The organism is uncultured Sphingomonas sp., from assembly GCF_964237335.1.
In the GTDB taxonomy this organism is placed as follows: domain Bacteria; phylum Pseudomonadota; class Alphaproteobacteria; order Sphingomonadales; family Sphingomonadaceae; genus Sphingomonas.
The window spans coordinates 95796-119596 of record NZ_CAXSHM010000001.1 but is presented as its reverse complement, the minus strand read 5'-3'; the positions used below and the strand labels follow the sequence as shown (position 1 = coordinate 119596).

The following is a 23801-nucleotide window of genomic DNA, read 5'->3' as shown; positions in this document are numbered from 1 at the left end:
CATGGGCGCGATCATGAGCTGGACGGTGCCGGGTAGCCTGCTGTTGTGGTGCTGGGCATTGGCGGCGCTGCTGCTGGGCATCGTCGGTGTGGACCAGTGGCGGCAGGCCGGCGGCAACCGCGTCCGCCGCGTCTTCGCCGGCGCCGTGTTGGGCAACGCGCTGTGGGCGCTGGCGATGGCCGGGATCGACGGAACCGATCTCGTCACCCGACTGGCGGAAGGCGCGCGCACGCTCGCCTGGCTCGGCTTCATGGCGATGCTCGCGCGCCAGTCGGAGCCGACGGACGACGGCCGCGTCCGTGCCCGCGCCACGAGCATGGCCGACGCGCGCCCGTCCCGGAACGGCAGCCTCGCGATCGGGGCGATCTATGGCGTCGTCGCGCTGATCGTGCTGGCGGGCATGGGGTTGGCCGTGCTGGCGACGATCTTCCCCGATCCCGCGATCGGCGCCACGCTGCGCGACGGCCGGCTGATCCTGCGCATGATGGCGGCAGTCAGCGCGCTGGTGCTGACCCACCAGCTTCACGCCGCCACCAGGGGCGGCGCGCAGCATGCGTTGCGGCTGGTGATCGGCATCCTGGGCGCGGTCTGGCTATCGGACCTCGTCGATTTCATGCTCGCCTACATGCTGGGCGGCTGGACGCCGATGCTGGTGGGCGCGCGCGCGATTGCCACCTTGTCGCTCGCGCCGGCGCTGGCGGTCGCGGCGCATCGCGACGGCGACTGGAGCCTGCGCGTGTCGCGCACCGTCGCCTGGCAGTCGCTGCGCGCGGTCGGCGTCGTCGGCTACCTCGCGATCACCCTGCTGGGCACCGCGCTGATCGAACGCTGGGGCGGTGCGCAGGCGCGACTGTGGCAGACGGCGTTCGTCATCGGCACCGGCGCCGCGACGCTGACGCTGATCGCCAACCCGTGGCTGCGCGCCTGGACGCGGGTGAAGATCGCCAAGCACCTGTTCAGCCACCGGTACGACTATCGCGCGGAGTGGGTGCGCTTCACCGACACGCTCGGCCGTGGCCAGGACGGGCAGGGCGGCGGCGCGCCGCTCGACCGGCGCATCGTCCAGGCGGTGGCGGACCTGACCGCCTCGCCTGCCGGGCTGCTGCTGGTATCCGAAGGGGCGGAGACGGGTGGGGGATTGGGCGTGGGCGCGGGCTGGAACTGGCCGGCGGCGCAGCCCGGCGGCGCGCCGCTCGCCCGGCACCTCGCCGCCACCGCGCGGATCGTCGAGCTGGACGCGGTGCGGGCGGGCACCGCCGATCCGGAGGACGCGGCCGCGGTGCCCGGCTGGATGCTGGCGCATGAAGAGGCCTGGGCGATCGTGCCGCTGATCCATTTCGGCGCGCTGACGGGCGCGATCCTGCTCGCCCGGCCGCCGATCGACCGCGCGCTCGACTGGGAAGACCTCGACCTGCTGCGCATCGCCGGCCGCCAGGTCGCGAGCTATATCGCCGAGGCGCGCGCGCGCGACGCGCTGGCGGAGGCGCAGCGGTTCGACGAGTTCAGCCGCCGCTTCGCGTTCATCGTCCACGACATCAAGAACCTCGTCAGCCAGCTTTCCCTGGTGGCGCGCAACGCCGAGCGGCATGCCGACAACCCCGCCTTCCGCGCCGACATGGTCGCGACACTGCGCGACTCGGCGGACCGGATGAACGCGTTGCTCGCCCGCCTGTCGCAGCATCACCACGCCCGCGCCGAGCCGCCGCGCGCGACCGACCTTCGGACGCTCGCCGAACGGATCGCACGCCGCCGCCGCATGCAGCACCCGGTGATCGTCGCGGAAGGAGGCTCCGTCCTGGCGCTGGCCGACGAGGCCCGGCTGGAGCAGTTGCTCGACCACCTCGTCCAGAACGCGATCGAGGCGAGCGCGCCGGGCGCGGCGGTGACGCTGGAGGTGTGGGCAGGCCCGCACGACGGTCGCGCCGGTGCGACGATCGCGGTGGTCGACACCGGCTGCGGCATGACGCCCGGCTTCGTGCGCGACGAGCTGTTCCGCGCCTTCCACTCGTCCAAGCCCGGCGGCTTCGGGATCGGCGCGTTCGAGGCGCGGCAACTGGCGGAAGCGATGGGCGGCAGCGTCGCGGTGGAGAGCCGCGAGGGCGAGGGGACCCGCTTCGCGGTGCGCCTGCCGTCGGCGCCGGCCGCGCCGGCCGAGATGGGGAGGGCGGCGTGAGCGACGTGAAGAAGCTGCTGATCGTCGAGGACGATCTGGGCCTCCAGCGGCAGTTGCGCTGGGCCTATGACGGCTATGAGGTCATCGTGGCGGCGGACCGCGGCGAGGCGATCGCAGCGATGCGCGCGGAGGAGCCCGCGGTGGTGACGCTGGACCTCGGCCTGCCGCCCGATCCCGACGGCACCGCCGAAGGTTTCGCGACGCTCGCGGGGATATTGGCGCTGGCGCCCGAGACGAAGGTAATCGTCGCGTCCGGGCACGGCGCGCGCGAAAGCGCGCTGCGCGCGATCGCGGACGGGGCATGGGACTTCTACGCCAAGCCGATCGACATCGACGCACTGGGGCTGATCGTCGCGCGCGCGTTCCACGTCCATGCGCTGGAGGCGGAGAACCGCCGGCTCGCCGCGCGCACGGAAGGCGGGACAGTGCTCGGCGGCATCATCACCGCCAGTCCCGAGATGCTGAAGGTCACGCGCACGATCGAGCGGGTCGCGCCCGCCGGCGTGTCGGTGATGGTGCTGGGCGCGAGCGGCACGGGCAAGGAGCTGCTGGCGCGTGGCCTGCACGAGGCGAGCCGCCGCAAGGGGGCGTTCGTCGCGATCAACTGCGCCGCGATCCCCGAGGCGCTGCTCGAAAGCGAGCTGTTCGGGCACGAGAAGGGCGCCTTCACCGGCGCGGTGCGTACCGTCGAGGGCAAGATCGAGGCCGCGCAGGGCGGGACGTTGTTCCTCGACGAGATCGGCGACGTGCCGCCCGCCATCCAGGTGAAACTGCTGCGGTTCCTGCAGGAGCGCGTGATCGAGCGGGTGGGCGGGCGCAAGCCGATCGCGGTCGATACGCGCGTGGTGTGCGCGACGCATCGCGACGTCGACGCGATGGTGGCCGACGGCAGCTTCCGCGAGGATCTATACTATCGCCTAGCCGAGATCGTCGTGCGCGTGCCCAGCCTGGCCGAGCGGCCGGGCGACGCCGGGCTGTTGGCGCGGGCGTTCCTGGCCCGCCACGCCAAGGCGATGAACCCCGCCGTCACTGGGCTGTCAGCGGACGCACGCGCCGCGATCGACGCGCACGGCTGGCCGGGCAACGTGCGCGAGCTCGAGAACCGGATGAAGCGCGCCGTCATCATGGCCGACGCGCGCCACGTCACCGCCGCCGACCTGGACCTGGCGCCCGCCGAGGACGCGTCCGCCGGGATCAACCTGCGCGCCGCCCGCGAGCGCGCGGACCGGCTCGCGATCCGTCACGCGCTCGCCCGGTCGGACGGCAACATCTCCGCCACCGCGCGGCTGCTCGGGGTGAGCCGTCCGACGCTGTACGACCTGCTCAAGAGCTATGACCTGGGCGCGGGGGCGGCGGGTGCTTGAGGGCGGGGCCATCGTCGAGCGACCCCGCCGCTATCCGTTATGGCGACGGCGGCGGCGCACCTGGCTGCGGCGGCTGCGCGACCGGACGGCGCCGATGGTCGCCCGGCTGACGGCAATGTCGTCGCGGCATGCCAGCGCGCTGGCCGTCTTGGCCGGCGCGGTGCTGATGGCGGCCTGGCTGGTCCATCGCTCGCACCGTCCCGATCCCAAGGCGGAGGTCGCGATGGCGCTGTCGACGCTGGCCCAGGGCAATTACGCCGCCGCGCACCGCCATGCGCAGACCGCGACGACCGCCGAGCCGGGCTGGGGCCGCGCGCATGCCGTCTTCGCGCGCGTGGCGCTGGCGCAAGGTGACGGCGTGCTGGCCGAGGGCGAGCTGACCCGGGCGATAGCGACGGGCTGGGATGCGACCGGGCGGGGGCGCCGCGGGCAGGCGATGCAGGCCGAGGCACGGCTGCTGCAGGGCGACGCCGCCGGCGCGATCGAGGCGGCCGCCGCCGCCGCGCCGGGTCAGGCCGCCGCCGCCGGCCGAACCACCGCGCGCGCGCAGGCCGCGAGCGGCGATGCGCGCGCCGCGCAGGCGACGCTCGGCCGCGTGCTGGTCCGCTATCCCTTCGACGCGCCCGCGTGGCGCGACCTCGCGCGCATCCGTTTCGACTCGGGCGACGTGCTGGGCGCGACGAACGCCGCCGCCCGCGCGCTGTCGCTGACCCGCACCGACCCCGACCTGCTGGTGCTGGAGGCGGAGATCGTGCGCTGCCGCTATGGCCTGACGGCTGGGCTGCCGTGGTATCGCGCCGCGCTGAACCTCGACGCCTATCACGTCCCCGCGCTGCTTGGCGCCGCGGCGACGCTGGGGGACATGGGCCGGTACGGCGAGATGCTCGATGCGACCCGCCGCGCGCTGGCCGCGAGACCGGGCGAGCCTCGCGCGCTGTACCTCGAGGGCGTGATGGCCGCGCGCGCCGGCCGGGCGGAGCTCGCCCGCGCGATCCTGACGCACGCGAACGGCGCGCTCGACCATGTGCCGGGCGGGCTGCTGTTGGGCGGGATGCTCGATTATCAGGCCGGCCATCTGGAGCAGGCGATCGGTCGCTGGCGCGAACTGGTGGGGGTGCAGCCGTACAACATCGTCGCGCGGCGGCTGCTGGCGCTCGCGCTGCTGCGGTCGGGCGATCCGCGCAGCGCGCTCGACATGGTGCGTCCGATCGCGCAGCGCGCCGACGCCGACACCTATACCCTGTCGCTCGCCGCGCGGGCGTTCGAGGCGAGCGGCGGGCGCTTGATGGCGGCGCAATTGCTCGACCGCGCGGCCGCGCCTGCCTCGCCGGGAACTGCGCCGTTCGGTAGCGACGACGACGCCTCCGCGCTGCAACAGGCGGTCGCGGCGAACCCGACCGATCCTGCCAAGGTGATGGAGCTGGTGCGCTCGCTGATCCAGGCCAGGCGTTTTGCGGCCGCGCTGTCGCTTGCGCGGGCGCTCGCTGACGAAGGCCCCGGCGCGCCGGAGGCATGGCGGCTGGTCGGCGACGTGCAGGCCGCAGCGGGGCATCTCGCCGACGCCGCGACGGCCTACGCGCGCGCCGCCGACCTGTCGTTCGACGAGCCGACGATGCTGCGGCTGGTGGGCGCGCTCGCCGCCTCGGGTCAGCGGGTGCCGGCCGCGCGGGCGCTCGCGCTGTACCTCGCGCAGAACCCGGCGAGCGTGCCCGCCGGCCAGATGGCGGCGGGATTGCAGGTGCAGGCGGGCGACTGGGACCATGCGATCGCCACGCTGGAACGGCTGCGCGCCGCGATCGGCAACCGCGACGCCGATCTGTTGACGCAGCTGTCCGTCGCCTATCTGGGCGCGGGCGACGCGGCGGCGGCGCGGGCGTTCGGGCAGGCGGCGTATCGGCTGCAACCGATGAGCGCGCGAGCGACGGACGCCTATGGCTGGGCGCTGTACGCGCTGGGTGACGGGACGGGCGCACGCGATCTGCTGCGCAAGGCGGCGATCCTCGCGCCGCACGATCCGGCCATCGCCGCGCATGTCGCGGCGGCAAACGGCCGCTGAGGCTTGGCCCGGCGCCGTTCGCGGGGCAGGAAGGCGCGATGACTGACCCGCTCGACCGTATCGCCGCCGCGCTGGAGCGGCTGAGCCCGCCGCCGCCGGCGGCGGCCGACCCGCTGGCGCACCCCGCCTATCTGTGGCGCGGGCGGGCGCTGGAGCCGGCGCGCGCGTTCCGGCCGCTGTCGCTCGATGCGCTGCACGGGATCGACCGGCAGAAGGCGGCGCTGCTCGCAAACGTCCACCGCCTCGCTGCCGGTCACGCCGCGCACGACGTGCTGCTGTGGGGCGCGCGCGGCACGGGCAAGTCGGCGTCGGTGACGAGCGCGGTCGCGGCGGTTCAGGCGGGATATGGCCAGACGGGCGGCGGCGACCTGGCGCTGGTGGAGGTGGTGACAGCGCGGCTCGACACGTTGCCCGCGCTGTTCGCCGTACTGGCCGGAGTACGGCGGGCGTTCGCCGTGTTCGTCGACGATCTTGGGCTGGAAAGCGCCGCCGACGGTCGCGCGCTGCGCTCGATGCTGGAAGGCGGCGCGGAGGCCAGGCCGGCGAACGCGCGGCTGTTCGTCACCAGCAACCGCCGCCATGTGGTCGCGCGCGACATGGCGGGGCAGGCGGGCGCGGGAACGGAGGGAGCGATCAACCCGCGCGACACCGCCGACGACGAACTCGCGCTCGCCGACCGGTTCGGCCTCAGCCTCGGCTTCCACGCGGTGGATCAGGCGGATTATCTGGCGATCGTGCGCGGCTATGCCGATGCGCGCGGGCTGCTGCTGGACGAGGCGGACGCGCTCGGCTGGGCGACGCGGCGGGGCGGCCGATCGGGCCGCGTCGCGTGGCAATATGTGGTGGAGCTGGCGGGACGGGCGGGGCTGGAGGTCTGAGGGTCAGGCGCGAACCTTGTCCATGATCGCCTGTACACCGTCCGGATCGACCGCGATCATCCGGAGCAGCGTTGCCGATCCCGTATCCGGCTGACGCCGTCCCTGTTCCCAGTCGCGCACCGTACCGGCGCGGAAGCCGAACGTTGCGGCGAACCGGTCCTGACTCATCGCCGTCCTGTTGCGCACCGCCTTCACGTCCACGGTCGCGACCCGCCCGCGTGACGTGTCGCCGCGGGCGTAAGCGATCGCATCGTCTAGCCCTGCCGCGATGCCGGCGAAGTCCGTGTCTTCCATCATCCACACTCCTGCTTCAGCGTTGCGGTCAGCGCCTTGAACGCGGCTTCCTGAGCATCCGTCAGCGTGTCGTCCCGGCTCTTGTCGATGATCCACAGCAGGAACACAGGATGTCGGTCGCCGGCGTGGAAGCTGAACACGCGATAACCGCCGCTCTTGCCCTTTCCGTCCTTCGCGATCCGCCCCTTCCGCAATCCGCCGGTACGTCGGACGACCGCGCCATAATCGGGATCGGTGGCATAGCTGTCGTAGATCGCGCCTCGTTCGACTTCGCTGACGTCAAGCCTGTCCATCTGCCTCGTGAACGCGACCGTCTCCACGATCATGTGAGTCGGCGACAACATTAAGAGCATATACGGCAATGCCGTATTGCAAGCAAGCGTCTACGCCAACCCGTCTACCTGCGCCGCCAGCTCCAGCCACCGCCCTTCCGCCGCGTCCTTCTGCGCGCGCGCGACGTCCAGCGCCTTCATCAGCCGGTCGAAGCCGGCCGGGTCCCGCACATACAGCTCCGCGTCCGCCAGCCGCGCCTCGTCGCGCGCGATGGCGGCGTCCAGCGCCTCGATCCGCTGAGGCAACTGGTCGTAGTCGCGCTGGTCCTTGTACGTCAGCTTCCGTCCGGGCGCGGCGACCGGCGGCGCGACCTTGGCCACGGCTCCCTTCTTGCCCTGGACGATCGGTTTGCGGCGGCGCTCCCAATCCTCGTAGCCACCCGCGACCACGTCGACGCTGCCCGATCCGTCCAGCCCCAGCGTCACCGTCACGGTTCGGTCGAGGAAGTCGCGATCGTGGCTGACGATCAGCACCGTGCCCTCGTAATCGGCGATCACCTCCTGCAGCAGGTCCAGTGTCTCGAGGTCGAGGTCGTTGGTCGGCTCGTCGAGCACCAGCAGGTTGGATGCCCTGGCAAACTCGCGCGCCAGCAGCAGCCTTGAGCGTTCGCCGCCCGACAGGGTGCCGACCTTCGCCTCGATCAGGTCGGGATCGAACAGGAACTCCTGGAGATAGCCGCGCACGTGCTTGCGGACGCCCAGCACGTCGATCCAGTCGCCACCGTCGGCCAGCACCTCGCGCACCGTCTTGCCGGGCGCCATCAGCTTGCGCTGCTGGTCGATCACCACGCCGTCGAGGTTCTTGGCGAGCTTTACCCGGCCCTCGTCGGGCTGGAGATCGCCGGTCAGCAGCCGCAGCAGCGTCGTCTTGCCCGCGCCGTTGCGCCCGACGATGCCGATCCGGTCGCCACGCGTCACGCGCAACGTCAGGTCGCGGATGATCGTGCGGTCATCGTAGGATTTGGTCGCATGTTCCGCGTCGATCACGACCTTGGTCTTGCTGTCGTCGCTGGCGGTGACGAGGTTGGCCGATCCCTGCGGCCCGATCATCGACGCCCGCTCCGCGCGCATCTCCTTCAGCTTGGTCAGCCGCCCCTGGTTGCGCCGCCGCCGCCCGGTCACGCCGCGCTGGAGCCAGTGTTCCTCGATCTTCAGCCGCGCGTCGAGCTTCTGCGCCGCGCGCTCCTCCTCGGCGTACACCTGCTCCGTCCAGGCCTCGAACCCCCCAAAGCCGATCTCCGCACGCCGGATCGCGCCGCGGTCGAGCCACAAAGTCTGCTTGGTCAGGCGGGTCAGGAACGTGCGGTCGTGGCTGATGACGACGAACGCACCGGAGAAGCGCCCCAGCCATTCCTCCAGCCATTCGATCGCGGCGATGTCGAGGTGGTTGGTCGGCTCGTCCAGCAGCAGCACGTCGGGATGCCGGGCGAGCGCGCGCACGATGGCGGCGCGCCGCCGTTCGCCGCCGCTCGCGGTCGCCGCCTCGCGCGCCAGATCGATGCCGAGCCGGTCGGCGATCGCCTCGGCCTCGTACCGCTCAGGCGCGTCTTCGCCGCCCAGCACATAGTCGTCGAGCGTCGCATAGCCGGTCAGGTCCGGGTCCTGCTCCAGCAGCACGACCTTGGTGCCCGGCACGATCGTGCGCCGTCCCTCGTCCGACTGGATCGCCCCGGCGATCAGCCTGAGCAACGTAGTCTTACCGGCGCCATTGCGGCCGATCAGTGCCAGCCGGTCGCGCGGGCCCACATACAGGTCGAGGTGCCGGAAGAGCCAGGTCGAGCCCTGATTGAGTCCGATGTCTTCGCAGGAGAGGATAGGTGCGGCCATGGGGGCGAGCTAGGGCGGGCGGGCGCCGGGAACAAGCACCGGCTATTCACAAGCTGTTCAACGCAAGGCCATCATGGCAGCAGGCATGGCGATGTTTCCGGCCCTCCTCCTCGCGCTCGGCGCGCCGGTTCAGCCTGCGGCCCAGCCCGCGGACCAGCCCGGGGACCAGCATCGCGACCAGGACCAGGCGTGGCAGGCGCGGCGGCAGGGACATATCCTGCCGCTGAAGGAGATCGAGCGGCGCGTGGTGCCCACGATGGCGGGCGCGCAATATATCGGCGTCGACTTCGATCCGGCCAGCGCGGTTTACACGCTCAAGTTCCTGCGCAATGGCGCGGTGATATGGGTCGATGTCGACGGCCGGTCCGGCCAGATCGTCGGGCGGACCGACAAGCAGCCCGGCAGATAGGGGAAAGACCATGCGCGTTCTGATCGTCGAGGACGAGCCGAGCCTCGGCACCCAGCTCAAGAACACGCTGGAGGGCGCGGGTTATGCGATCGACCTCGCCACCGATGGCGAGGAGGGTCATTTCCTCGGCTCGACGGAGAATTACGACGCGATCGTGCTCGATCTGGGGTTGCCGGAGGTCGACGGGCTGACGGTGCTCGACCGCTGGCGGCGTGAGGGGCGGACGGCGCCGGTGCTGGTGCTGACGGCGCGCGACAGCTGGTCCGACAAGGTCGCCGGGCTCGACGCGGGCGCGGACGACTATGTCGCCAAGCCGTTTCAGACGGAGGAACTGATCGCCCGGCTGCGCGCGCTGATCCGCCGCGCGTCGGGCAACGCCTCGTCCGAGCTGACGGCGGGCGACATCCGCCTCGACACCCGCAGCGGCAAGGTGACGCGCGCGGGCGAAGCGGTGAAGCTGACCGCGCAGGAATACAAGCTGCTGAGCTACCTCCTCCACCACAAGGGCAAGGTGGTGAGCCGCACCGAGCTGATCGAGCACATTTACGACCAGGATTTCGACCGCGATTCGAACACGATCGAGGTCTTCGTGACGCGGATCAGGAAGAAGCTGGGGCAGGACGTCATCACGACGATCCGCGGCCTGGGGTACAGCCTGGAGGAGCCGGCCTGAGCTTCAGAGCCATGTTCCTCCTTCCGTTCAGGCTGAGCTTGTCGAAGCCCTGCCCTTTCCTGCGAAGAAGTACAGCCCTTCGACAAGCTCAGGGTGCACGGTCTTAGGTCATGGCATCCACCCCCGCCACCCTCCCCGCCCGCACGCGCACCACCGGATCGCTGTCGCGCCGGATGATCCTGATCGCGGCGGTGTGGATCAGCGTGCTGCTGGCGGGCGGCGGGTTCGCGCTCGACCGGGTGCTGGTGAGCGCCGTTACCGCCAATTTCGACGACCAACTCGAATATGTCCTGACCTCGCTCATCACCTCGGCCGAGATCGATCGCGGCGGGGAGGTGATGTTCAGCCGCCAGGCGGCGGACCAGCGGTTCCTCGAACCCGGCTCCGGGCTGTATTGGCAGGTATCGGGCAAGCGCCACGACGATTTCGCGTCCCAGTCGCTGTGGGACCGGCGCTTGCGCTACGTCGGCGCGCATGTCGACAAGGACGTCCACCGGTTCGACAGCCTGCAATTCCCGGACGAGAAACTGCGGATCGTCGAACGCGACGTGACGCTGCCGCGATCGGGGACGATCTGGCGGTTCCAGGTCGCCGCCAGCCGCGATCAGCTCGACGCGCAGATCGCGGTGCTGCGCCGCACGCTGGTGCGGTCGTTCCTGCTTCTCGCGCTCGGCCTGGTCGTCCTGGCGGCGTTGCAGACCTTCTATGGCCTGTGGCCTCTGCGCCGGGTGCGCGAGGAGATCGCGGCGATGCGCGCGGGCACGTCCAGCCGGGTCGCGCGGCCGATGCCCAACGAGGTCGCGCCGCTGGTGGAGGAGCTGAACGCGCTGATCGCGCACAACGAGCGCCAGGCGGAGGAGGCGCGCGAGCATGCCGGCAACCTCGCCCACGCGCTGAAGACGCCGCTGACCGTCATCATGAACGCCGCGACCGCGCAGGCGGGCGACCTGTCCGATACCGTGTGCCGCGAGGCGACGACGATGCGTCGTCAGGTCGACCACCATCTCGCCCGCGCCCGCGCGGTCGGCCGGCGCGGATCGGCGCACAGCCGGGCGGAGGTGTGGCCGAGCCTGGAGGCGGTGGAGCGCGCGGTCGGACGCCTATACCGCCACGTCCGCCTCGACGTGACAGGACCCAAGGACCTCGCCGTCCATGTCGAGCGGCAGGACCTGGACGAGATGCTGGGCAATCTGATCGAGAACGCGGCCAAATACGGTGGCGGCAGCGTGTTCGTCACGGTGGGCGCCGCGGACGGCTTCGTCGAGTTCCTGATCGAGGATGACGGCACCGGCATCCCGGAGGCCGACCGCAGCCGCATCTTCGATCGCGGCGTGCGGCTCGACAGCGGCAAGCCCGGCACCGGCCTCGGCCTCGCGATCGTGCGCGACGTCGCGGAGATCTACGAAGGCTCCGTCGGGCTGGAGGAGAGCGAGGATCTGGGCGGGCTGATGGTCCGGTTGCGCCTGCCGGCGGCCGGTTAGGCTTACCCGATGCGCCAGCGGCCCCATATAGGACGGCAATGACAACCGACGCTCCCCGACCCGGTCCGCGCATCCTGGCGCTCGGCGATAGCCTGACCGCAGGCTACGGCCTTGCCTCCAGCGACTCGTTCGCCCGTCGGCTCGAGGCCGCGCTGGTGGAGCGGTACGGCGCGGCGACGGTCCATCAGGCGGGCGTGTCGGGCGACACCTCCGCGGACGGCCTCCGCCGCCTGCCGCGGGTGCTCGCCGGTCTGGGCATCAAGCCGGACCTCGCGATCGTGGAGTTCGGCGCCAACGACATGCTGCAGGGCGTGTCGCCGGACCGGATGCGTGCCAACCTCGATGCGATGCTGGTGGAGCTTGGCCGCTGCGGCATCCCCGCGCTGGTCGCCGGCATGAAGGCGCCGGTGTGGCTGGGGGTCTTCGCGGCGTCCTTCGACGCAGTGTTCCCGGCGGTGGCCGAGGCGCATGGCGCGTCGCTCTACCCGTTCTTCCTCGACGGCGTGGTGGGCGATCCCACGCTGACGCTCATGGACGGGATGCACCCCAACGCGCGCGCGATCGGGATCGTGGTGGCGAGGATGCTGCCGTTTGTGGAAGCAGCGTTGGTGAAGGCGCGGACTACGGCCTAACCGGCTTCAGCCGCCAAACAATAAACCGTTCGCCCTGAGTTTGTCGAAGGGTGTGCCGCGTGGCCTGTGCTTCGACAAGCTCAGCACGAACGGGAAAGATTGTCCGTCCGACGGTTAAGCCGCGCGCCGCTCCCTCGTGCCGATCTGCCCCATCGCCGCCGCCGCGATGCTCAGGCTGTGCTTGCGCGCCGCATGGTCGAAGATCGCGCTGGTCATCAGCACCTCGTCGACGCCGGTGCGTGCGACGAACGCGTCCAGCTTCGCCCGCACCGTCGCGGGGCTGCCGGTCGCCGAACAGCTCAGCACCTGATCGAGGATCGCCGCGCCGTGGATGCCCAGGCTCTCGCGATAGCCGGCGACGGGTGGCGGCAGTTGGCGCGGATTGCCGGTGCGCAAGCTCACGAACGCCTGCTGCTGCGACGAGGCGAGCAGCTCGGCTTCCGCGTCCGTGTCGGCGGCGAACACGTTGAACCCGGCCATCGCATAGGGTTTGGCCAATCGCGCCGACGGGCGGAAGTCTCGCCGATAGATCGCCAGCGCCTGATCGAGCGCGTCGGGCGCGAAATGCGAGGCGAACGCATAGGGCAGCCCGAACGCGGCGGCGAGCTGCGCGCCGAACAGGCTGGAGCCCAGTATCCACATTTCCGGGTTTGCGCCCGCGCCCGGCGTCGCGACGATGCCGGTTTGGCCGTCATCCGCAAAATAGCTCTGCAGCTCCAGCACGTCCTGCGGGAAGGCGTTGGCGTCGGTCTCCAGCGTCCGACGCATCGCGCGCGCGACCCGCTGGTCGGAGCCTGGCGCGCGGCCGAGGCCAAGGTCGATCCGGCCCGGGAACAGCGCGTCAAGCGTCCCGAACTGCTCCGCGATCGCGAGCGGGGCATGGTTGGGCAGCATGATCCCGCCCGCACCGACGCGGATCGTCTTCGTCGCGGCGGCGAGGTGCGCGACCACCACGGACGTCGCTGCGCTGGCGATGCCGCGCATCCCGTGATGCTCCGCCACCCAATAGCGCGTGAAGCCCAGCTCCTCGGCGTGGGCAGCGAGATCGGCGGCATTGGCGAGCGCCTGACCGACGCTGCCGCCTTCGACGACGGGGACGAGGTCGAGGAGTGCGTAGTGGGTCATGGAAAGGAGGTGGGGAGGCCAAGGCGACGGGGGAAGGGGGCAGCGGGGGAAGGAGGCCGCGAGCCGCGGGGAAGGATGCTTGCCCGTCCCGCGCCGCCTCCCTAAGCGTGGCCGCGATGCTCGCCCGCTTCGCCTCGATCGACACGTGGATCTTCGATCTCGACAACACGCTTTATCCCGCGAGCGCGGACCTGTTCGCGCAGGTCGATGCCCGCATGACCGATTACGTCGCGGGACGGCTGGGGCTCGATCGCGACGCGGCGTTTCGGGCGCAGAAGGCGTGGTTCCTGGGGCACGGGACGACATTGTCGGGGCTGATAGCCGAGCATGACGTCGATCCGCACGCCTTCCTCGCCTATGTCCACGACATCGAGCTGGACGTGCTGGCGCACGATGCGCTGCTGGTCGATCGGATCGCCGCCTTGCCGGGGCGCAAGCTGGTCTTCACCAACGGCGATGCGCCCTATGCCGGCAAAGTGCTGGAGCGGTTGGGCCTGGGGGCGAGCTTCGAGGGCGTTCACGACATTCACGCGATGAGGCTGATGCCCAAGCCGCACGCGTCCGCCTATCGCGGCCTGTGCGACGCGTTCGCGCTCGATCCCGCGCGGTCGCTGTTCGTCGACGACATGGCGCGCAATCTCGCGCCCGCCAAGGCGATCGGCATGACGACAGTGTGGGTCGACAACGGATCGGAACAGGCCGGCGATCCGGCCCGCGACTTCATCGATTTCACGATTCCCGATCTCGCCGACTGGCTCGGCGTCATCCTGGAGGACCAATGACCGATCTCGCTTCGACCATCGATGCCGCCTGGGAGGCGCGGGCCGACATCGGGCTGGGCACCCAAGGCGACGTCCGCGACGCGGTGACGCAGGCGCTGGCGTCGCTCGATGCGGGCACGACGCGGGTGGCGGAGCCCGACAGGGCCGGCGGCTGGCGGGTCAACCAGTGGCTCAAGAAGGCGGTGCTGCTGTCGTTCCGCCTCAACGACAACCGGGTGATGGACGGTGCCGGCGCGCCCGCGTTCGACAAGGTCGCCTCCAAGTTCGCAGGCTGGAACGAGGCCGCATTCCGCGCCGCCGGCTTCCGCGCGGTGCCCGGCTGCGTGGTGCGGCACGGCGCGCATGTCGCGAAGGGCGCGATCCTGATGCCGAGCTTCGTCAACATCGGCGCGCACGTGGGCGAGGGGACGATGGTCGACACCTGGGCGACCGTCGGCAGTTGCGCGCAGATCGGGCGCAACGTCCATCTGTCGGGCGGTGCCGGCATCGGCGGCGTGCTGGAGCCGATCCAGGCCGATCCGGTCATCATCGGCGATGGCGCCTTCATCGGCGCGCGGTCCGAGGTGGCGGAGGGCGTGCGCGTCGGCGAGGGCGCGGTGCTGTCGATGGGCGTGTACCTCGGCGCCTCGACCAAGATCGTCGACCGCGCCACGGGCGAGGTGTTCCGGGGCGAAGTGCCGCCCTATTCGGTGGTGGTGCCCGGCACGTTGCCGGGGAAGGACGGCGGCCCCGGCCTCTACTGCGCGGTGATCGTCAAGCGGGTGGACGCGCAGACGCGGTCGAAGACCAGCATCAACGACCTGCTGCGCGACTGATGCGCGCGCGGCTCCTGCTCGCTCTGGCGGTCGCCATCGGTGCCATCGGCGGGGCGCCGGCGCAGATGCACCAGCCCGCATCGGTGCCGACGACCGCCGCCAGCGTCATCCGAACCTTCCCGCACGACCCGCGCGCGTTTACCGAGGGGCTGCTGTTCCACGACGGCCACCTCTACGAGAGTACCGGTGAGCCGGGCCGCTCGTCGATTCGCGAGGTCGATCTCGCGACCGGCAAGGTGGTGCGCAGCGTCGCCATCCCGCCCCCTACGTTTGGCGAAGGCATCGTCGTCTGGGGTCGGCAGATCATCAGTCTGACGTGGCAGGACGGCATCGGCTGGCGCTGGTCGCTCGAAGACTTCAAGCGCGTCGGCAGCTTCCGCTATCCGGGCGAGGGCTGGGCGCTTACCACCGACGGGCGGTCGATCATCATGTCGGACGGGACGGACCAGCTCCGCTTCCTCGATCCCGTGACGCTCGCCGAGCGAAGCCGGTTGAGGGTGATGGACGGCAACCGCCCCGTCGATCAGCTCAACGAGCTGGAATATGTCGATGGCGAGATCCTGGCCAACATCTGGCGCACCAACCGCATCGCGCGCATCGATCCGGTCAGCGGCGTTATCATAGGGTGGATCGACGTGTCGGCGCTGACCGCAAAGGTGCATCCCACCGACCAGGACGACGTCCCCAACGGCATCGCCTGGGACGCCGCGCACCGGCGGCTGTTCGTCACCGGCAAGGACTGGCCGATCCTGTTCCAGATCCGGCCACCCAAAGGCTGACTTTCCGTTTTCAGCCCAGCTTCGCCGATCGTATCGACAACGCGCCGCCGCCTGCCTAAGCGCGGAGCAACCAGGGAGAACGCCATGTCAGTTACCGCGAGCAACGTCCTCGATCGTGTCCTCGTGCTCGAGATGGTGCGCGTCACCGAAGCGGCGGCGGTGGCGGCGTCGACGATGACCGGGCGTGGCGACGAGAAGGCGGCGGACGCGGCGGCAGTCGATGCGATGCGCACCGCGCTCAACGAGCTCTACATGGACGGCACTGTGGTGATCGGCGAGGGCGAGCGCGACGAGGCGCCGATGCTGTTCATCGGCGAGAAGGTCGGCTCCGCGATCGGCAAGGGCCCCAAGATCGATATCGCGCTCGATCCGCTCGAAGGAACGACGATCTGCGCGACCGCGGGCCCCAACAGCCTGGCTGTGCTCGCGATCGCGGAAGAGGGCGGGCTGCTCAACGCGCCCGACGTCTACATGCAGAAGATCGCATGCGGCCCGGGATACCCTGAGGGCATCATCGACCTCGACAAGTCGCCGACGCAGAACGTGGAGGCGCTCGCGGCGGCCAAGGGCGTGGCGGCGCGCGACATCGTCGCCTGCGTGCTCGACCGTCCCCGGCACGAGGCGCTGATCGCCGAGCTGCGCGCGATCGGGTGCGGCGTGATGCTGATCGGCGATGGCGACGTCGCGGGCGTGATCGCGACCACCAACCCCGACACGACGATCGACATCTACATGGGATCGGGCGGCGCGCCGGAGGGCGTGCTGGCGGCCGCTGCGCTGCGCTGCGTAGGCGGGCAGTTCAAGGGACGCCTGCTGTTCCGCAACGACGACGAGCGCGGCCGCGCCGCCAAATGGGGCGTGACCGATCTCGACAAGCAGTACGACCTGACCGAGCTTGCCAAGGGCGACTGCATCTTCGCGGCAACGGGCGTCACCGACGGATCGTTGCTCGCCGGCGTCAAGCGCAAGAGCGGCAAGATGACCACCGAGAGCGTCGTGATGCGCGCCTCGTCGGGCACCGTCCGCTGGGTGAAGGGCGAGCACCGCATCGGCTGACCGTCGGCGGGCGGGCGGGCAGTTCCGGTGAACGCCTGGCCCACCGCGTTGCTGCTCGCGGCGCTGCTGCCGATGGTGCGGCAGGTCCGGGGAGCGCGGGCTGCCCCCATGTGGCGCGGAAATCGCTTCCGTCGGTTCGCCATCGGCGCCTTGTGGCGGTTCGGCCTGCCCGTTCCCGTGCTGCTCGTTCTGGCTGGGCGAGCGTCGGCGCTCGTGATGGTGCCGCCGGAGTTCGCGCCGGTGACTCGGCTGTTGGGCCTGGGTGACCGCGATCCGTGGCTGGTCGGCGGCATGGTCGCAGGCGCGCTGCTCGGCATGGCGGCCGCGTCGGGCATCGCGGCCTGGCGGGCATGGCGCGGACGCTCGCCGCGCTACTGGTTCGGCGAGTTCGCCAGCCTGGAGGCGACCGATCCCGCGGATCGCGGATGGGCGACGGTGCTGAGCTTCGTCGCCGGCCTGACGGAGGAGGGGTATTTCCGCCTGCTCCTCCCGCTGCTGGCGGCGATGGCGCGGCCGGGCGGCGGGGGCGCGCTGGCGGGCTTTGCGGGATCGACAGCGCTGTTCGGTTTCGCGCACCGCTATCAGGGCTGGCGCGGGGTGGCGACGACGACGGTCGTCGGCGCAGGCCTGACGGCCTTGTATCTCGGCAGCGGCAGCCTGGCGCTCGCGATCGGCTATCATGCGCTGATCGACGTCGGCAGCCTGGTGGTGCGGCCGTGGGTGCGGCAGGCGGTGCGGCGGCGGAAACACGCGAAACTTTTCTCAAACCGTTAAGGCTGAGCTTGTCGAAGCCCTGTCCTGTCTTGCCAAAGAAAGGCAGCCCCCTTCGACGCCGCTTGCGGCGTCGCTCAGGACAGGCTTCAACAAGCTCAGGGTGAACGGAGTTTGAGGCAGGAGGGACACGCATATGCGCATCGGGGCATTGATCGGGGCGAGCATCTTGGCATTTTCGGCCGGCGGACAAGCCGCTCCTCAGTCCGCGCCGCCGCCCGCCGCCGCGAAATCCCCCTTCACCTTCGAGGAGGTGATGATCCCGATGCGTGACGGCGCGCGGTTGCAGACGGTGATCCTGCGTCCGACGGGCCGGTCCGACAAGCTGCCGATCCTGCTCCAGCGCACGCCCTATGGCGTGCCCGATGCGGCGCCGCCGGGCGCGGGGCGGTATGAGACGCTGATGCGCGACGGTTATGTCTTCGTGTTCCAGTCGATGCGCGGGCGGTTCAAGTCGGACGGCGTCTTCACGCTGTCGACCGCGGTTCATCCCGGCGACTCCAAGGCGGTGGACGAATCGACCGACGCCTACGACACGATCGACTGGCTGGTGAAGCACATATCCGCCAACAACGGCCGCGTCGGCATCTGGGGCGTGTCCTATCCCGGGCTCACCGCCGGCATGGCGCTGGTCCACCCGCATCCGTCGCTGAAGGCCGCGAGCCCGCAGGCGGCGTGGGTCGATTATTGGCAGTCGGACGACCTCCACCGCAACGGGGCGCTGCGGCTGAGCTACGCGACCGACTGGGTGTCGTCGCTGCAGCTCGACAAGACCGCGAACACCGATTTCGCCTATCCGACCCGCGACACCTACGAGTGGTTCCTGGGCAAGGGCGCGGCGGCGAACATCGATCGCGACAGCTTCCAGGGGCGCGTGCCGATGTTCACGGCGCTGGTGGAGCATCCCAACCACGACGCCTTCTACACCGGGCAGAACTGGCAGACCGCATTCGGCCGCACGACGGTGCCGACGCTGAACGTCGCGGGCTTCTGGGACCAGGAGGACCCGTCGGGGTCGTGGCGCATCTACGCGCAGCAGAAGAAGGACGATCCCCGGCACCTCGCGCAGATGGTGTCCGGCCCGTGGAACCACGGCGGCTGGCAGGGCAAGGGCGACACGCTCGGCCCGATCCCGCTGCCGCAGGAGAGCGGGACGCAGTTCCAGGAGCAGATCCAGGCGCCGTTCTTCCGCTACTGGCTGCATGGGCAGGGCGAGCGGCCGGACTTCACCGCGAAGATGTTCGAATCGGGCTCCAACATGTGGAAGACCTATGCAAGCTGGCCGCCCGCCGGCGCGCAGGCGACCGCGCTGTACCTCCATGCCGACGCCAGCCTGTCGTTCACCGCGCCGGCGGCCGACGAGGGGTGCCGGCAGTACATCTCCGATCCCGCCAACCCGGTGCCGTTCCGCGCGCGACCGATCTCGCCCACCTATCCCGCGCCCGAGTGGCGGTGGTGGGAGGCGGCGGACCAGCGCTTCGTCGATCACCGCCCGGACGTGCTGAGCTGGACAAGCGCGCCGCTGGCGGCGGACCTGACGGTGACGGGCAGCCTGGCGGCGACGATCTTTGCCTCGACCACCGGCACCGATTCGGACGTGGTCGTGAAGCTGATCGACGTGCTGCCCGACGACACGCAGGCCTATGATCCCGCCAAAGCGAAGCTCGGCGACTATACGCGGCAGCTGGGCGGCTATCAGTTGCCGGTCGCGATGGACGTGCGGCGCGGGCGGTTCCTCGCGAGCGACACCGATCCGCAGCCGCTCGTGCCCGGCAAGGTGATCGCCTGGGACGTGCCGCTGCGCGACCACGACCACGTGTTCCTGAAAGGGCACCGGATCATGGTGCAGGTGCAGTCGAGCTGGTTCCCGATGATCGACCGCAATCCGCAGACCTTCGTGCCCAACATCGCGAAGGCGAAGCCGGCGGATTACGTGACGGCGACGCAGAGCGTGTGCTTCGCGCCGGGGCAGGCATCGCGGGTGATGCTGCCGGTGATGCGGTGAAGCTTACCTATTATAAAGACCCAGTTTGTCATCTTTATAGCTAGTTAAGATCGACGGGCTTCTCTATAAGATTCGATTGCGTCATCGCCACGGTCAAGCTCTTCTTTAATGATAGCTTCTATTTCCTCTGGGTCCACGCCGACGTAAGTTACAACCCTGTCCATCGGAAGGCCGATACCCCAATGTGGTTCAAGTACGTGTTCGCGGTGACCGCGATGAAAGGCATAACGCAGCCTTTCAAAGGCGTCTCGCTTACGTAGCTCTCCTTTGCTTAGGAGACCTTTTCTACGAGCCATTCTTTGTGCCCATTCATCCTTCGCGTGTTCCTCATCGTTCATACTCATTTCCTTTGCTAAGAACTTTCTCAATATTCAGCTCTTCAGCCGCCACCCGGTCCGGAAGATCACGACGATCACGCCCAGGCACAGAGCCAAGAACCCCGCCGTCACCGCCAGGCTGATCCCGACGCCCACGTCGCCCTGGCCGTAGAAGCTCCAGCGAAAGCCGCTGACGAGGTAAAGCACCGGGTTGAACAGGCTGATCGTCCGCCACGGCTGGGGCAGCATGTCGATCGAATAGAAACTGCCGCCCAGGAAGGTCAGCGGTGTGATGAGCAGCGCGGGCACGACCGACAATTGCTCGAACCCCTTCGCCCACAGCCCGATGATGAACCCGAACAACGAGAAGGCGACGGCGGTCAGCAGGAAGAAGGCGAGCGCGGCGAGCGGGTGGTCGATCCGCACCGGCACGAACAGCCAGGCGGTGGCGAGGATCAGCAACCCGATCGCGATCGACTTGGTCGCCGCCGCGCCGGCATAGCCGATCACCATCTCGACCGCGGTGATCGGCGCCGACAGCAGTTCGTAGATCGTGCCGGTGAAGCGCGGGAAATAGATGCCGATGGACGCATTGCCGATGCTGTTGGTCAGGACCGACAGCATGATGAGCCCCGGCACGATGAAGCTGCCGTAGGCGACGCCGCCGACCTGGCTCATCCGGCTGCCGATCGCACCGCCGAAGACGACGAAATAGAGCGCGGTGGTGATGACCGGGGTCGCCAGCGTCTCCCAGATCGTACGCAGCGCCCGCGCCATCTCGAAGCGATAGATCGCCCAGACGCCATGCGTGTTCATGCGGCGCTCGCCACCTCTGGCCGCCCGACGAGCGACACAAAGATATCCTCCAGGCTCGACCGGTGCGTCTCCAGCCCGGAAAAGCCGATGCCGAGCGTCGCGAGCTCGGCCAGCAGCGCCGCCGTGCGATCGTCGCCCGCGATGTCGTACCGCAGCCGGTGCCCGTCTTCCTCCAGCACCAGCGGCCAGCCGGCGAGCCCCTCGGGCAGCGCCGCTAGCGGCCGGTCGAGCGCCAGCGTTAGCGAGCGGCGGCCGAGCTTGGCCATCAGCGCGGCCTTGTCCTCCACCAGCAGCAGGCGCCCGCGGTCGATCACGCCGACGCGGTCGGCCATCTCCTCTGCCTCCTCGATGTAATGGGTCGTCAGGATGATCGTCACGCCGCGCTCGCGAAGCCGGTGGACCAGCCCCCACATGTCGCGGCGCAGCGCCACGTCGACGCCGGCGGTGGGCTCGTCGAGGAACAGCACATCGGGCTCGTGGCTCAGCGCCTTGGCGATCAGCACGCGCCGTTTCATGCCGCCCGACAGTTCCAGGATCTTCGCGTGCCGCTTGTCCCACAGCGACAGGTCGCGCAGCACCTGCTCGATATAGGCGGCGTGGCCCGAGCGGCCGAACAGCCGGCGACTGAACGTGACGGTCGCCAGCACCGTCTCGAACATGTCGACGTTCAATTCCTGCGGCACCAGCCCGACGAGGCGGCGCGCCTGGCGGAAGTCCCGCACCGCGTCGTGGCCCGCGACGGTCACGTGGCCCGCGGACGCGGTGACGATGCCGCAGACGATGTTGATGAGCGTCGTCTTGCCCGCGCCATTGGGGCCGAGCAGCGCGAAGATCTCGCCGCGCCGGATCGCCAGGTCGACGGGCTGCAACGCGACGGTGCCTGAGGCATACGTCTTGGAGACGCCCTCGATCAGCAAGACGGGGTTCTCAAGGTTCGTCGCAGCGCTCACGTCGCAGTGCTCACGTGGCGGTCCGACCGGTGCGCGCGGCGGCGACCGCAGTACGCAACTGATCGAGCGTCTGCGCGCCGGTCAGCACCCGGTCGCCGATCACCCAGCTCGGCGTACCGCCAATGCCCAGCCGCTGCTGCATCGCGAGGTTCGCGCGGATCTCCGTGTCGGCCGCCGGCTCCGCGTCGGCGGCACGCGCGGTATCCACGCCCGCCGTTCGCTCCGCGGCGGCGATCGTCGCGTCGCTGACCGGCCCGGCCGCGTAGAGCGCGTCGTGGAAGCGCGCGAACCGGCCCTGACGCGCGGCGAGCAGGCTGGCCCGCGCGGCGACGAGGCTCGACTGGGCGAGCACCGGCAGCTCGCGATAGACGATCCGTACGCGCGGTTCGGCGGCGACCAACTCGCGGATCGTCGGCAGGCTCGCCCGGCAGTAACCGCAATTATAGTCGTAATATTCGACCACCGTCACGTCGCCCTTGGGATTGCCGGCCCAGGCGCTGCCGACGGGCGTCTCGATCGCCGGGCGGTTGGCGGCGACCTGCCTGCCCGCCTCGCGCTCCTGCAGCCGGCCCATCGCCTCCTGGATCACCTCGGGATGGTCGAGCAAATAGGCGCGGATCGCCTCGCCCCCGCGCGCGTCGCTTCCGCTCCCGCCGCTCCACCAGAGCACCGCGCCCGCGCCGAGCATCAGCCCCAGCACGGCGCCGATATACGGCGTCCAGCGGCTCAATGCTTGTGCTTCCGGCCGTCGTCGAGCTCGTTCTGGTTGGTCATCGCGATGTCCTGCGCGCGGAACCAGTCCGGGCTGTTCTGGGGGATGCCGGCCATCGCGTTGCGCGCGGTGAAGGCGGCGATCTTGGTATTGCCCGTCAGGCTCGCCTGCTCGGCGGTCGCGAGCGCGGCGCGCGCGTCGTCGCCCTGCAACGCATAGACCTGGCCCAATTGATACCAGCCGAACGGATTGTCGTCGTCCCGCGCCACCGCGACGCGCAGCACGCGCTCGGCTTCGGGATAGTTCGCCTTGTCCTCGGTCGCGATCAGCGCGTGGCCCAGCGTCGTCGCGATCAGCGGTGCGTCGCGCGATCCGTCGACGGCGCGGCGTAGTGGCGCCAGCGCATCGCGCGGCCGCCCCGCCTCCAGCAGGATCTGGCCGCGGATCTCCTCGAAATACGGATCGTCGGGCTGCGCCGTCACCAGCGCAGTCGCCTCGGCGTCCGCCTGCTCCGGGAAGCCCGATTTATGGTACGCATAGGCGCGCGCGTAATGTGCGTAGATCGACTGGTCGGACACCGGATACTTGCCGAGCGTGTCCTTGGCGGGGGCGACGAAGCCCTGCAATTTGGCGCGCACCCGCAGGAAGCGGACGTTCAGCGCTGCATCGGGCTTGGTGTGGAAGGCGGGCGACGCCTGGATGTCGGCGCTCAGGTCCGCGATCCGCTCGCCGGTGAGCGGGTGGTTCTGCATGAACGGATCGAGCTTGCCGGTGGCGGACCAATAGGCCTCTTGCGCCTGCAGCTTCTTGAAGAAATCGAGCATGCCCTGGCCGGTGATCCCCGCCTCGCGCAGGAACTTCGCGCCGGTCGCGTCCGCGGTCGCCTCCGTGGTGCGCGAATAGGCGAGGTAATTGCCCAGCGCCGCCTGCTGCCCCGCCGCCATGATCCCCGCCGCCGCCTCGCCGCCGCCCGCGGCCGCGGCCGCGATGCCCAGCACGATCGACAGGATCTGGATGCCCATCGCCGGCCGCACGCCCTCGTTGGCGAGCACGACATGCCCGTCGGCGATATGGCCCAGCTCATGCGCGATCACGCCCTGAACCTGGTTGGCGTTGTCCGCCGCCGCGATCAGCCCGGAATTGACGTAGATCGTCTGACCGCCCGCCGTAAACGCGTTGATCTCGTCGTCGTTGATGAGGACGACCTTGACGGTCTTGGGGTCCATGCCCGCCGCCTTCACCAGCGGCGCGGCCATGTCGGCGAACATCGCCTCCGTCTCCGCATCGCGCAGGATCGACTGCGCCGCGGCGGGCTGGGAGGCGGCGAGTGTCAGCGACGCCAGAGCCGCGAGGCGTAGCGATCTCCGGAATTGGGACCTTGATGCGGCCGCAAGGTCCGATATCCCGACATTAGCGCCCTCGGTCCCGAACGATGCGGCGTGAGGTGACTGGCGAACGAGGCGGAAGGCGCGGTTCGGCATCGCCGCCCATAAGCACAATCGGAGGATACAGAACAGGGGCAAGCGTCGTCGGTGCAATGTCGACCGCGCCGGG

23 protein-coding genes are annotated in these 23801 nt (G+C 70.0%); 14 read left to right on the top strand and 9 right to left on the bottom strand.

What is annotated here, in order from left to right; translation table 11 throughout:
• The first annotated feature begins 1 nt into the window (after window position 1).
• Genes prsK through ACFE65_RS00495 form a run of 4 tightly spaced genes read left to right on the top strand, consistent with a single transcriptional unit; the run spans window position 2 to window position 6471 of the window.
• The gene (gene prsK, locus ACFE65_RS00510; RefSeq protein ID WP_375380367.1) at window positions 2-2173 is read left to right on the top strand and encodes an XrtA/PEP-CTERM system histidine kinase PrsK; all 2172 of its coding nucleotides are present in this window, start codon (window positions 2-4) and stop codon (window positions 2171-2173) included.
• On the top strand, window positions 2170-3537 hold the full coding sequence (prsR, locus tag ACFE65_RS00505; RefSeq protein WP_375380366.1) for a PEP-CTERM-box response regulator transcription factor: 1368 nt from the start codon (window positions 2170-2172) through the stop codon (window positions 3535-3537). Before prsK ends, prsR begins: the two co-directional genes overlap by 4 nt.
• Window positions 3506-5593, top strand: coding sequence for a tetratricopeptide repeat protein (locus tag ACFE65_RS00500; RefSeq protein ID WP_375380365.1), 2088 nt, complete (start codon window positions 3506-3508; stop codon window positions 5591-5593). The genes prsR and ACFE65_RS00500 overlap by 32 nt, the downstream gene beginning before the upstream one ends.
• A gap of 38 nt (window positions 5594-5631) precedes the next feature.
• Window positions 5632-6471 carry a DUF815 domain-containing protein gene (locus tag ACFE65_RS00495; protein ID WP_375380364.1) on the top strand — a complete coding sequence of 280 codons (840 nt, stop codon included), beginning with the start codon at window positions 5632-5634 and terminating at the stop codon, window positions 6469-6471.
• Window positions 6472-6474: 3 nt separating this feature from the next.
• On the opposite strand, the gene ACFE65_RS00490 is transcribed toward ACFE65_RS00495, so the two are convergent.
• From ACFE65_RS00490 to ACFE65_RS00480, 3 genes are read right to left on the bottom strand one after another with little or no spacing between them, the layout of a single operon-like run.
• Window positions 6475-6768: a helix-turn-helix domain-containing protein gene (locus tag ACFE65_RS00490; RefSeq protein WP_375380363.1), complete on the bottom strand. Its 294-nt coding sequence runs from the start codon at window positions 6766-6768 to the stop codon at window positions 6475-6477.
• On the bottom strand, window positions 6765-7091 hold the full coding sequence (locus ACFE65_RS00485) for a type II toxin-antitoxin system RelE/ParE family toxin (RefSeq protein WP_375380362.1): 327 nt from the start codon (window positions 7089-7091) through the stop codon (window positions 6765-6767). The genes ACFE65_RS00490 and ACFE65_RS00485 overlap by 4 nt, the downstream gene beginning before the upstream one ends.
• Window positions 7092-7148: 57 nt before the next feature.
• Window positions 7149-8924: an ABC-F family ATP-binding cassette domain-containing protein gene (locus tag ACFE65_RS00480; protein WP_375380361.1), complete on the bottom strand. Its 1776-nt coding sequence runs from the start codon at window positions 8922-8924 to the stop codon at window positions 7149-7151.
• Between the two features lie 85 nt (window positions 8925-9009).
• Between ACFE65_RS00480 and ACFE65_RS00475 the strand changes: the two genes are divergently transcribed.
• The 4 genes from ACFE65_RS00475 to ACFE65_RS00460 all read left to right on the top strand — a co-directional run bounded on the left by ACFE65_RS00475 (window position 9010) and on the right by ACFE65_RS00460 (window position 12119).
• Complete coding sequence (locus ACFE65_RS00475; RefSeq protein ID WP_375380360.1) at window positions 9010-9333, top strand: hypothetical protein; 324 nt, start codon at window positions 9010-9012, stop codon at window positions 9331-9333.
• 10 nt (window positions 9334-9343) lie between these two features.
• Entirely contained in the window at window positions 9344-10006 is a 663-nt protein-coding gene (locus ACFE65_RS00470; RefSeq protein WP_375380359.1) for a response regulator transcription factor, read from the top strand.
• A gap of 110 nt (window positions 10007-10116) precedes the next feature.
• Window positions 10117-11487, top strand: a complete 1371-nt coding sequence (locus tag ACFE65_RS00465) for a sensor histidine kinase (protein WP_375380358.1) — start codon at window positions 10117-10119, stop codon at window positions 11485-11487.
• A gap of 38 nt (window positions 11488-11525) precedes the next feature.
• Window positions 11526-12119 (top strand): arylesterase, encoded by a 594-nt coding sequence (locus ACFE65_RS00460; protein ID WP_375380357.1) that lies wholly within the window; start codon window positions 11526-11528, stop codon window positions 12117-12119.
• Between the two features lie 114 nt (window positions 12120-12233).
• Here ACFE65_RS00460 and ACFE65_RS00455 read toward each other — a convergent pair whose 3' ends face one another.
• On the bottom strand, window positions 12234-13244 hold the full coding sequence (locus tag ACFE65_RS00455) for an LLM class flavin-dependent oxidoreductase (protein WP_375380356.1): 1011 nt from the start codon (window positions 13242-13244) through the stop codon (window positions 12234-12236).
• Window positions 13245-13360: 116 nt separating this feature from the next.
• Between ACFE65_RS00455 and ACFE65_RS00450 the strand changes: the two genes are divergently transcribed.
• The 6 genes from ACFE65_RS00450 (at window position 13361) to ACFE65_RS00425 (ending at window position 19452) form a co-directional block, all read left to right on the top strand.
• Complete coding sequence (locus ACFE65_RS00450; protein ID WP_375380355.1) at window positions 13361-14026, top strand: pyrimidine 5'-nucleotidase; 666 nt, start codon at window positions 13361-13363, stop codon at window positions 14024-14026.
• Window positions 14023-14841 (top strand): 2,3,4,5-tetrahydropyridine-2,6-dicarboxylate N-succinyltransferase, encoded by an 819-nt coding sequence (gene dapD, locus ACFE65_RS00445; RefSeq protein WP_375380354.1) that lies wholly within the window; start codon window positions 14023-14025, stop codon window positions 14839-14841. The genes ACFE65_RS00450 and dapD overlap by 4 nt, the downstream gene beginning before the upstream one ends.
• A complete protein-coding gene (locus ACFE65_RS00440; RefSeq protein WP_375380353.1) occupies window positions 14841-15620 on the top strand; it encodes a glutaminyl-peptide cyclotransferase in 780 nt (259 codons plus the stop codon). Before dapD ends, ACFE65_RS00440 begins: the two co-directional genes overlap by 1 nt.
• An 84-nt stretch (window positions 15621-15704) precedes the next feature.
• On the top strand, window positions 15705-16676 hold the full coding sequence (glpX, locus tag ACFE65_RS00435) for a class II fructose-bisphosphatase (protein ID WP_375380352.1): 972 nt from the start codon (window positions 15705-15707) through the stop codon (window positions 16674-16676).
• A 27-nt stretch (window positions 16677-16703) separates the two neighbouring features.
• The gene (locus ACFE65_RS00430) at window positions 16704-17450 is read left to right on the top strand and encodes a CPBP family intramembrane glutamic endopeptidase (RefSeq protein WP_375380351.1); all 747 of its coding nucleotides are present in this window, start codon (window positions 16704-16706) and stop codon (window positions 17448-17450) included.
• Between the two features lie 166 nt (window positions 17451-17616).
• Entirely contained in the window at window positions 17617-19452 is a 1836-nt protein-coding gene (locus tag ACFE65_RS00425) for a CocE/NonD family hydrolase (RefSeq protein ID WP_375380350.1), read from the top strand.
• A 44-nt stretch (window positions 19453-19496) separates the two neighbouring features.
• Here ACFE65_RS00425 and ACFE65_RS00420 read toward each other — a convergent pair whose 3' ends face one another.
• The 5 genes from ACFE65_RS00420 to ACFE65_RS00400 are packed head-to-tail and all read right to left on the bottom strand — an operon-like array spanning window position 19497 to window position 23728.
• A complete protein-coding gene (locus tag ACFE65_RS00420) occupies window positions 19497-19790 on the bottom strand; it encodes a hypothetical protein (protein ID WP_375380349.1) in 294 nt (97 codons plus the stop codon).
• A 33-nt stretch (window positions 19791-19823) separates the two neighbouring features.
• Window positions 19824-20585, bottom strand: a complete 762-nt coding sequence (locus tag ACFE65_RS00415) for an ABC transporter permease (RefSeq protein WP_375380348.1) — start codon at window positions 20583-20585, stop codon at window positions 19824-19826.
• The gene (locus tag ACFE65_RS00410) at window positions 20582-21535 is read right to left on the bottom strand and encodes an ABC transporter ATP-binding protein (protein ID WP_375380347.1); all 954 of its coding nucleotides are present in this window, start codon (window positions 21533-21535) and stop codon (window positions 20582-20584) included. The genes ACFE65_RS00415 and ACFE65_RS00410 overlap by 4 nt, the downstream gene beginning before the upstream one ends.
• A 10-nt stretch (window positions 21536-21545) precedes the next feature.
• Window positions 21546-22265, bottom strand: a complete 720-nt coding sequence (locus ACFE65_RS00405) for a DsbA family protein (RefSeq protein WP_375380346.1) — start codon at window positions 22263-22265, stop codon at window positions 21546-21548.
• Window positions 22262-23728 (bottom strand): M48 family metalloprotease, encoded by a 1467-nt coding sequence (locus ACFE65_RS00400; protein ID WP_375380345.1) that lies wholly within the window; start codon window positions 23726-23728, stop codon window positions 22262-22264. Before ACFE65_RS00400 ends, ACFE65_RS00405 begins: the two co-directional genes overlap by 4 nt.
• Window positions 23729-23801: the final 73 nt, after the last annotated feature.

What these genes read in the sequence shown, in the direction of transcription:
- prsK (WP_375380367.1), top strand. Translation starts at nt 2, where the DNA reads ATGGGCGCGATCATGAGCTGGACGGTGCCGGGTAGCCTGCTGTTGTGG.
- ACFE65_RS00500 (WP_375380365.1), top strand. Translation starts at nt 3,506, where the DNA reads ATGACCTGGGCGCGGGGGCGGCGGGTGCTTGAGGGCGGGGCCATCGTC.
- ACFE65_RS00495 (WP_375380364.1), top strand. Translation starts at nt 5,632, where the DNA reads ATGACTGACCCGCTCGACCGTATCGCCGCCGCGCTGGAGCGGCTGAGC.
- ACFE65_RS00490 (WP_375380363.1), bottom strand. Translation starts at nt 6,768, where the DNA reads ATGATGGAAGACACGGACTTCGCCGGCATCGCGGCAGGGCTAGACGAT.
- ACFE65_RS00485 (WP_375380362.1), bottom strand. Translation starts at nt 7,091, where the DNA reads ATGATCGTGGAGACGGTCGCGTTCACGAGGCAGATGGACAGGCTTGAC.
- ACFE65_RS00480 (WP_375380361.1), bottom strand. Translation starts at nt 8,924, where the DNA reads ATGGCCGCACCTATCCTCTCCTGCGAAGACATCGGACTCAATCAGGGC.
- ACFE65_RS00475 (WP_375380360.1), top strand. Translation starts at nt 9,010, where the DNA reads ATGGCGATGTTTCCGGCCCTCCTCCTCGCGCTCGGCGCGCCGGTTCAG.
- ACFE65_RS00470 (WP_375380359.1), top strand. Translation starts at nt 9,344, where the DNA reads ATGCGCGTTCTGATCGTCGAGGACGAGCCGAGCCTCGGCACCCAGCTC.
- ACFE65_RS00465 (WP_375380358.1), top strand. Translation starts at nt 10,117, where the DNA reads ATGGCATCCACCCCCGCCACCCTCCCCGCCCGCACGCGCACCACCGGA.
- ACFE65_RS00460 (WP_375380357.1), top strand. Translation starts at nt 11,526, where the DNA reads ATGACAACCGACGCTCCCCGACCCGGTCCGCGCATCCTGGCGCTCGGC.
- ACFE65_RS00455 (WP_375380356.1), bottom strand. Translation starts at nt 13,244, where the DNA reads ATGACCCACTACGCACTCCTCGACCTCGTCCCCGTCGTCGAAGGCGGC.
- ACFE65_RS00450 (WP_375380355.1), top strand. Translation starts at nt 13,361, where the DNA reads ATGCTCGCCCGCTTCGCCTCGATCGACACGTGGATCTTCGATCTCGAC.
- dapD (WP_375380354.1), top strand. Translation starts at nt 14,023, where the DNA reads ATGACCGATCTCGCTTCGACCATCGATGCCGCCTGGGAGGCGCGGGCC.
- ACFE65_RS00440 (WP_375380353.1), top strand. Translation starts at nt 14,841, where the DNA reads ATGCGCGCGCGGCTCCTGCTCGCTCTGGCGGTCGCCATCGGTGCCATC.
- glpX (WP_375380352.1), top strand. Translation starts at nt 15,705, where the DNA reads ATGTCAGTTACCGCGAGCAACGTCCTCGATCGTGTCCTCGTGCTCGAG.
- ACFE65_RS00420 (WP_375380349.1), bottom strand. Translation starts at nt 19,790, where the DNA reads ATGAACGATGAGGAACACGCGAAGGATGAATGGGCACAAAGAATGGCT.
- ACFE65_RS00415 (WP_375380348.1), bottom strand. Translation starts at nt 20,585, where the DNA reads ATGAACACGCATGGCGTCTGGGCGATCTATCGCTTCGAGATGGCGCGG.
- ACFE65_RS00400 (WP_375380345.1), bottom strand. Translation starts at nt 23,728, where the DNA reads ATGCCGAACCGCGCCTTCCGCCTCGTTCGCCAGTCACCTCACGCCGCA.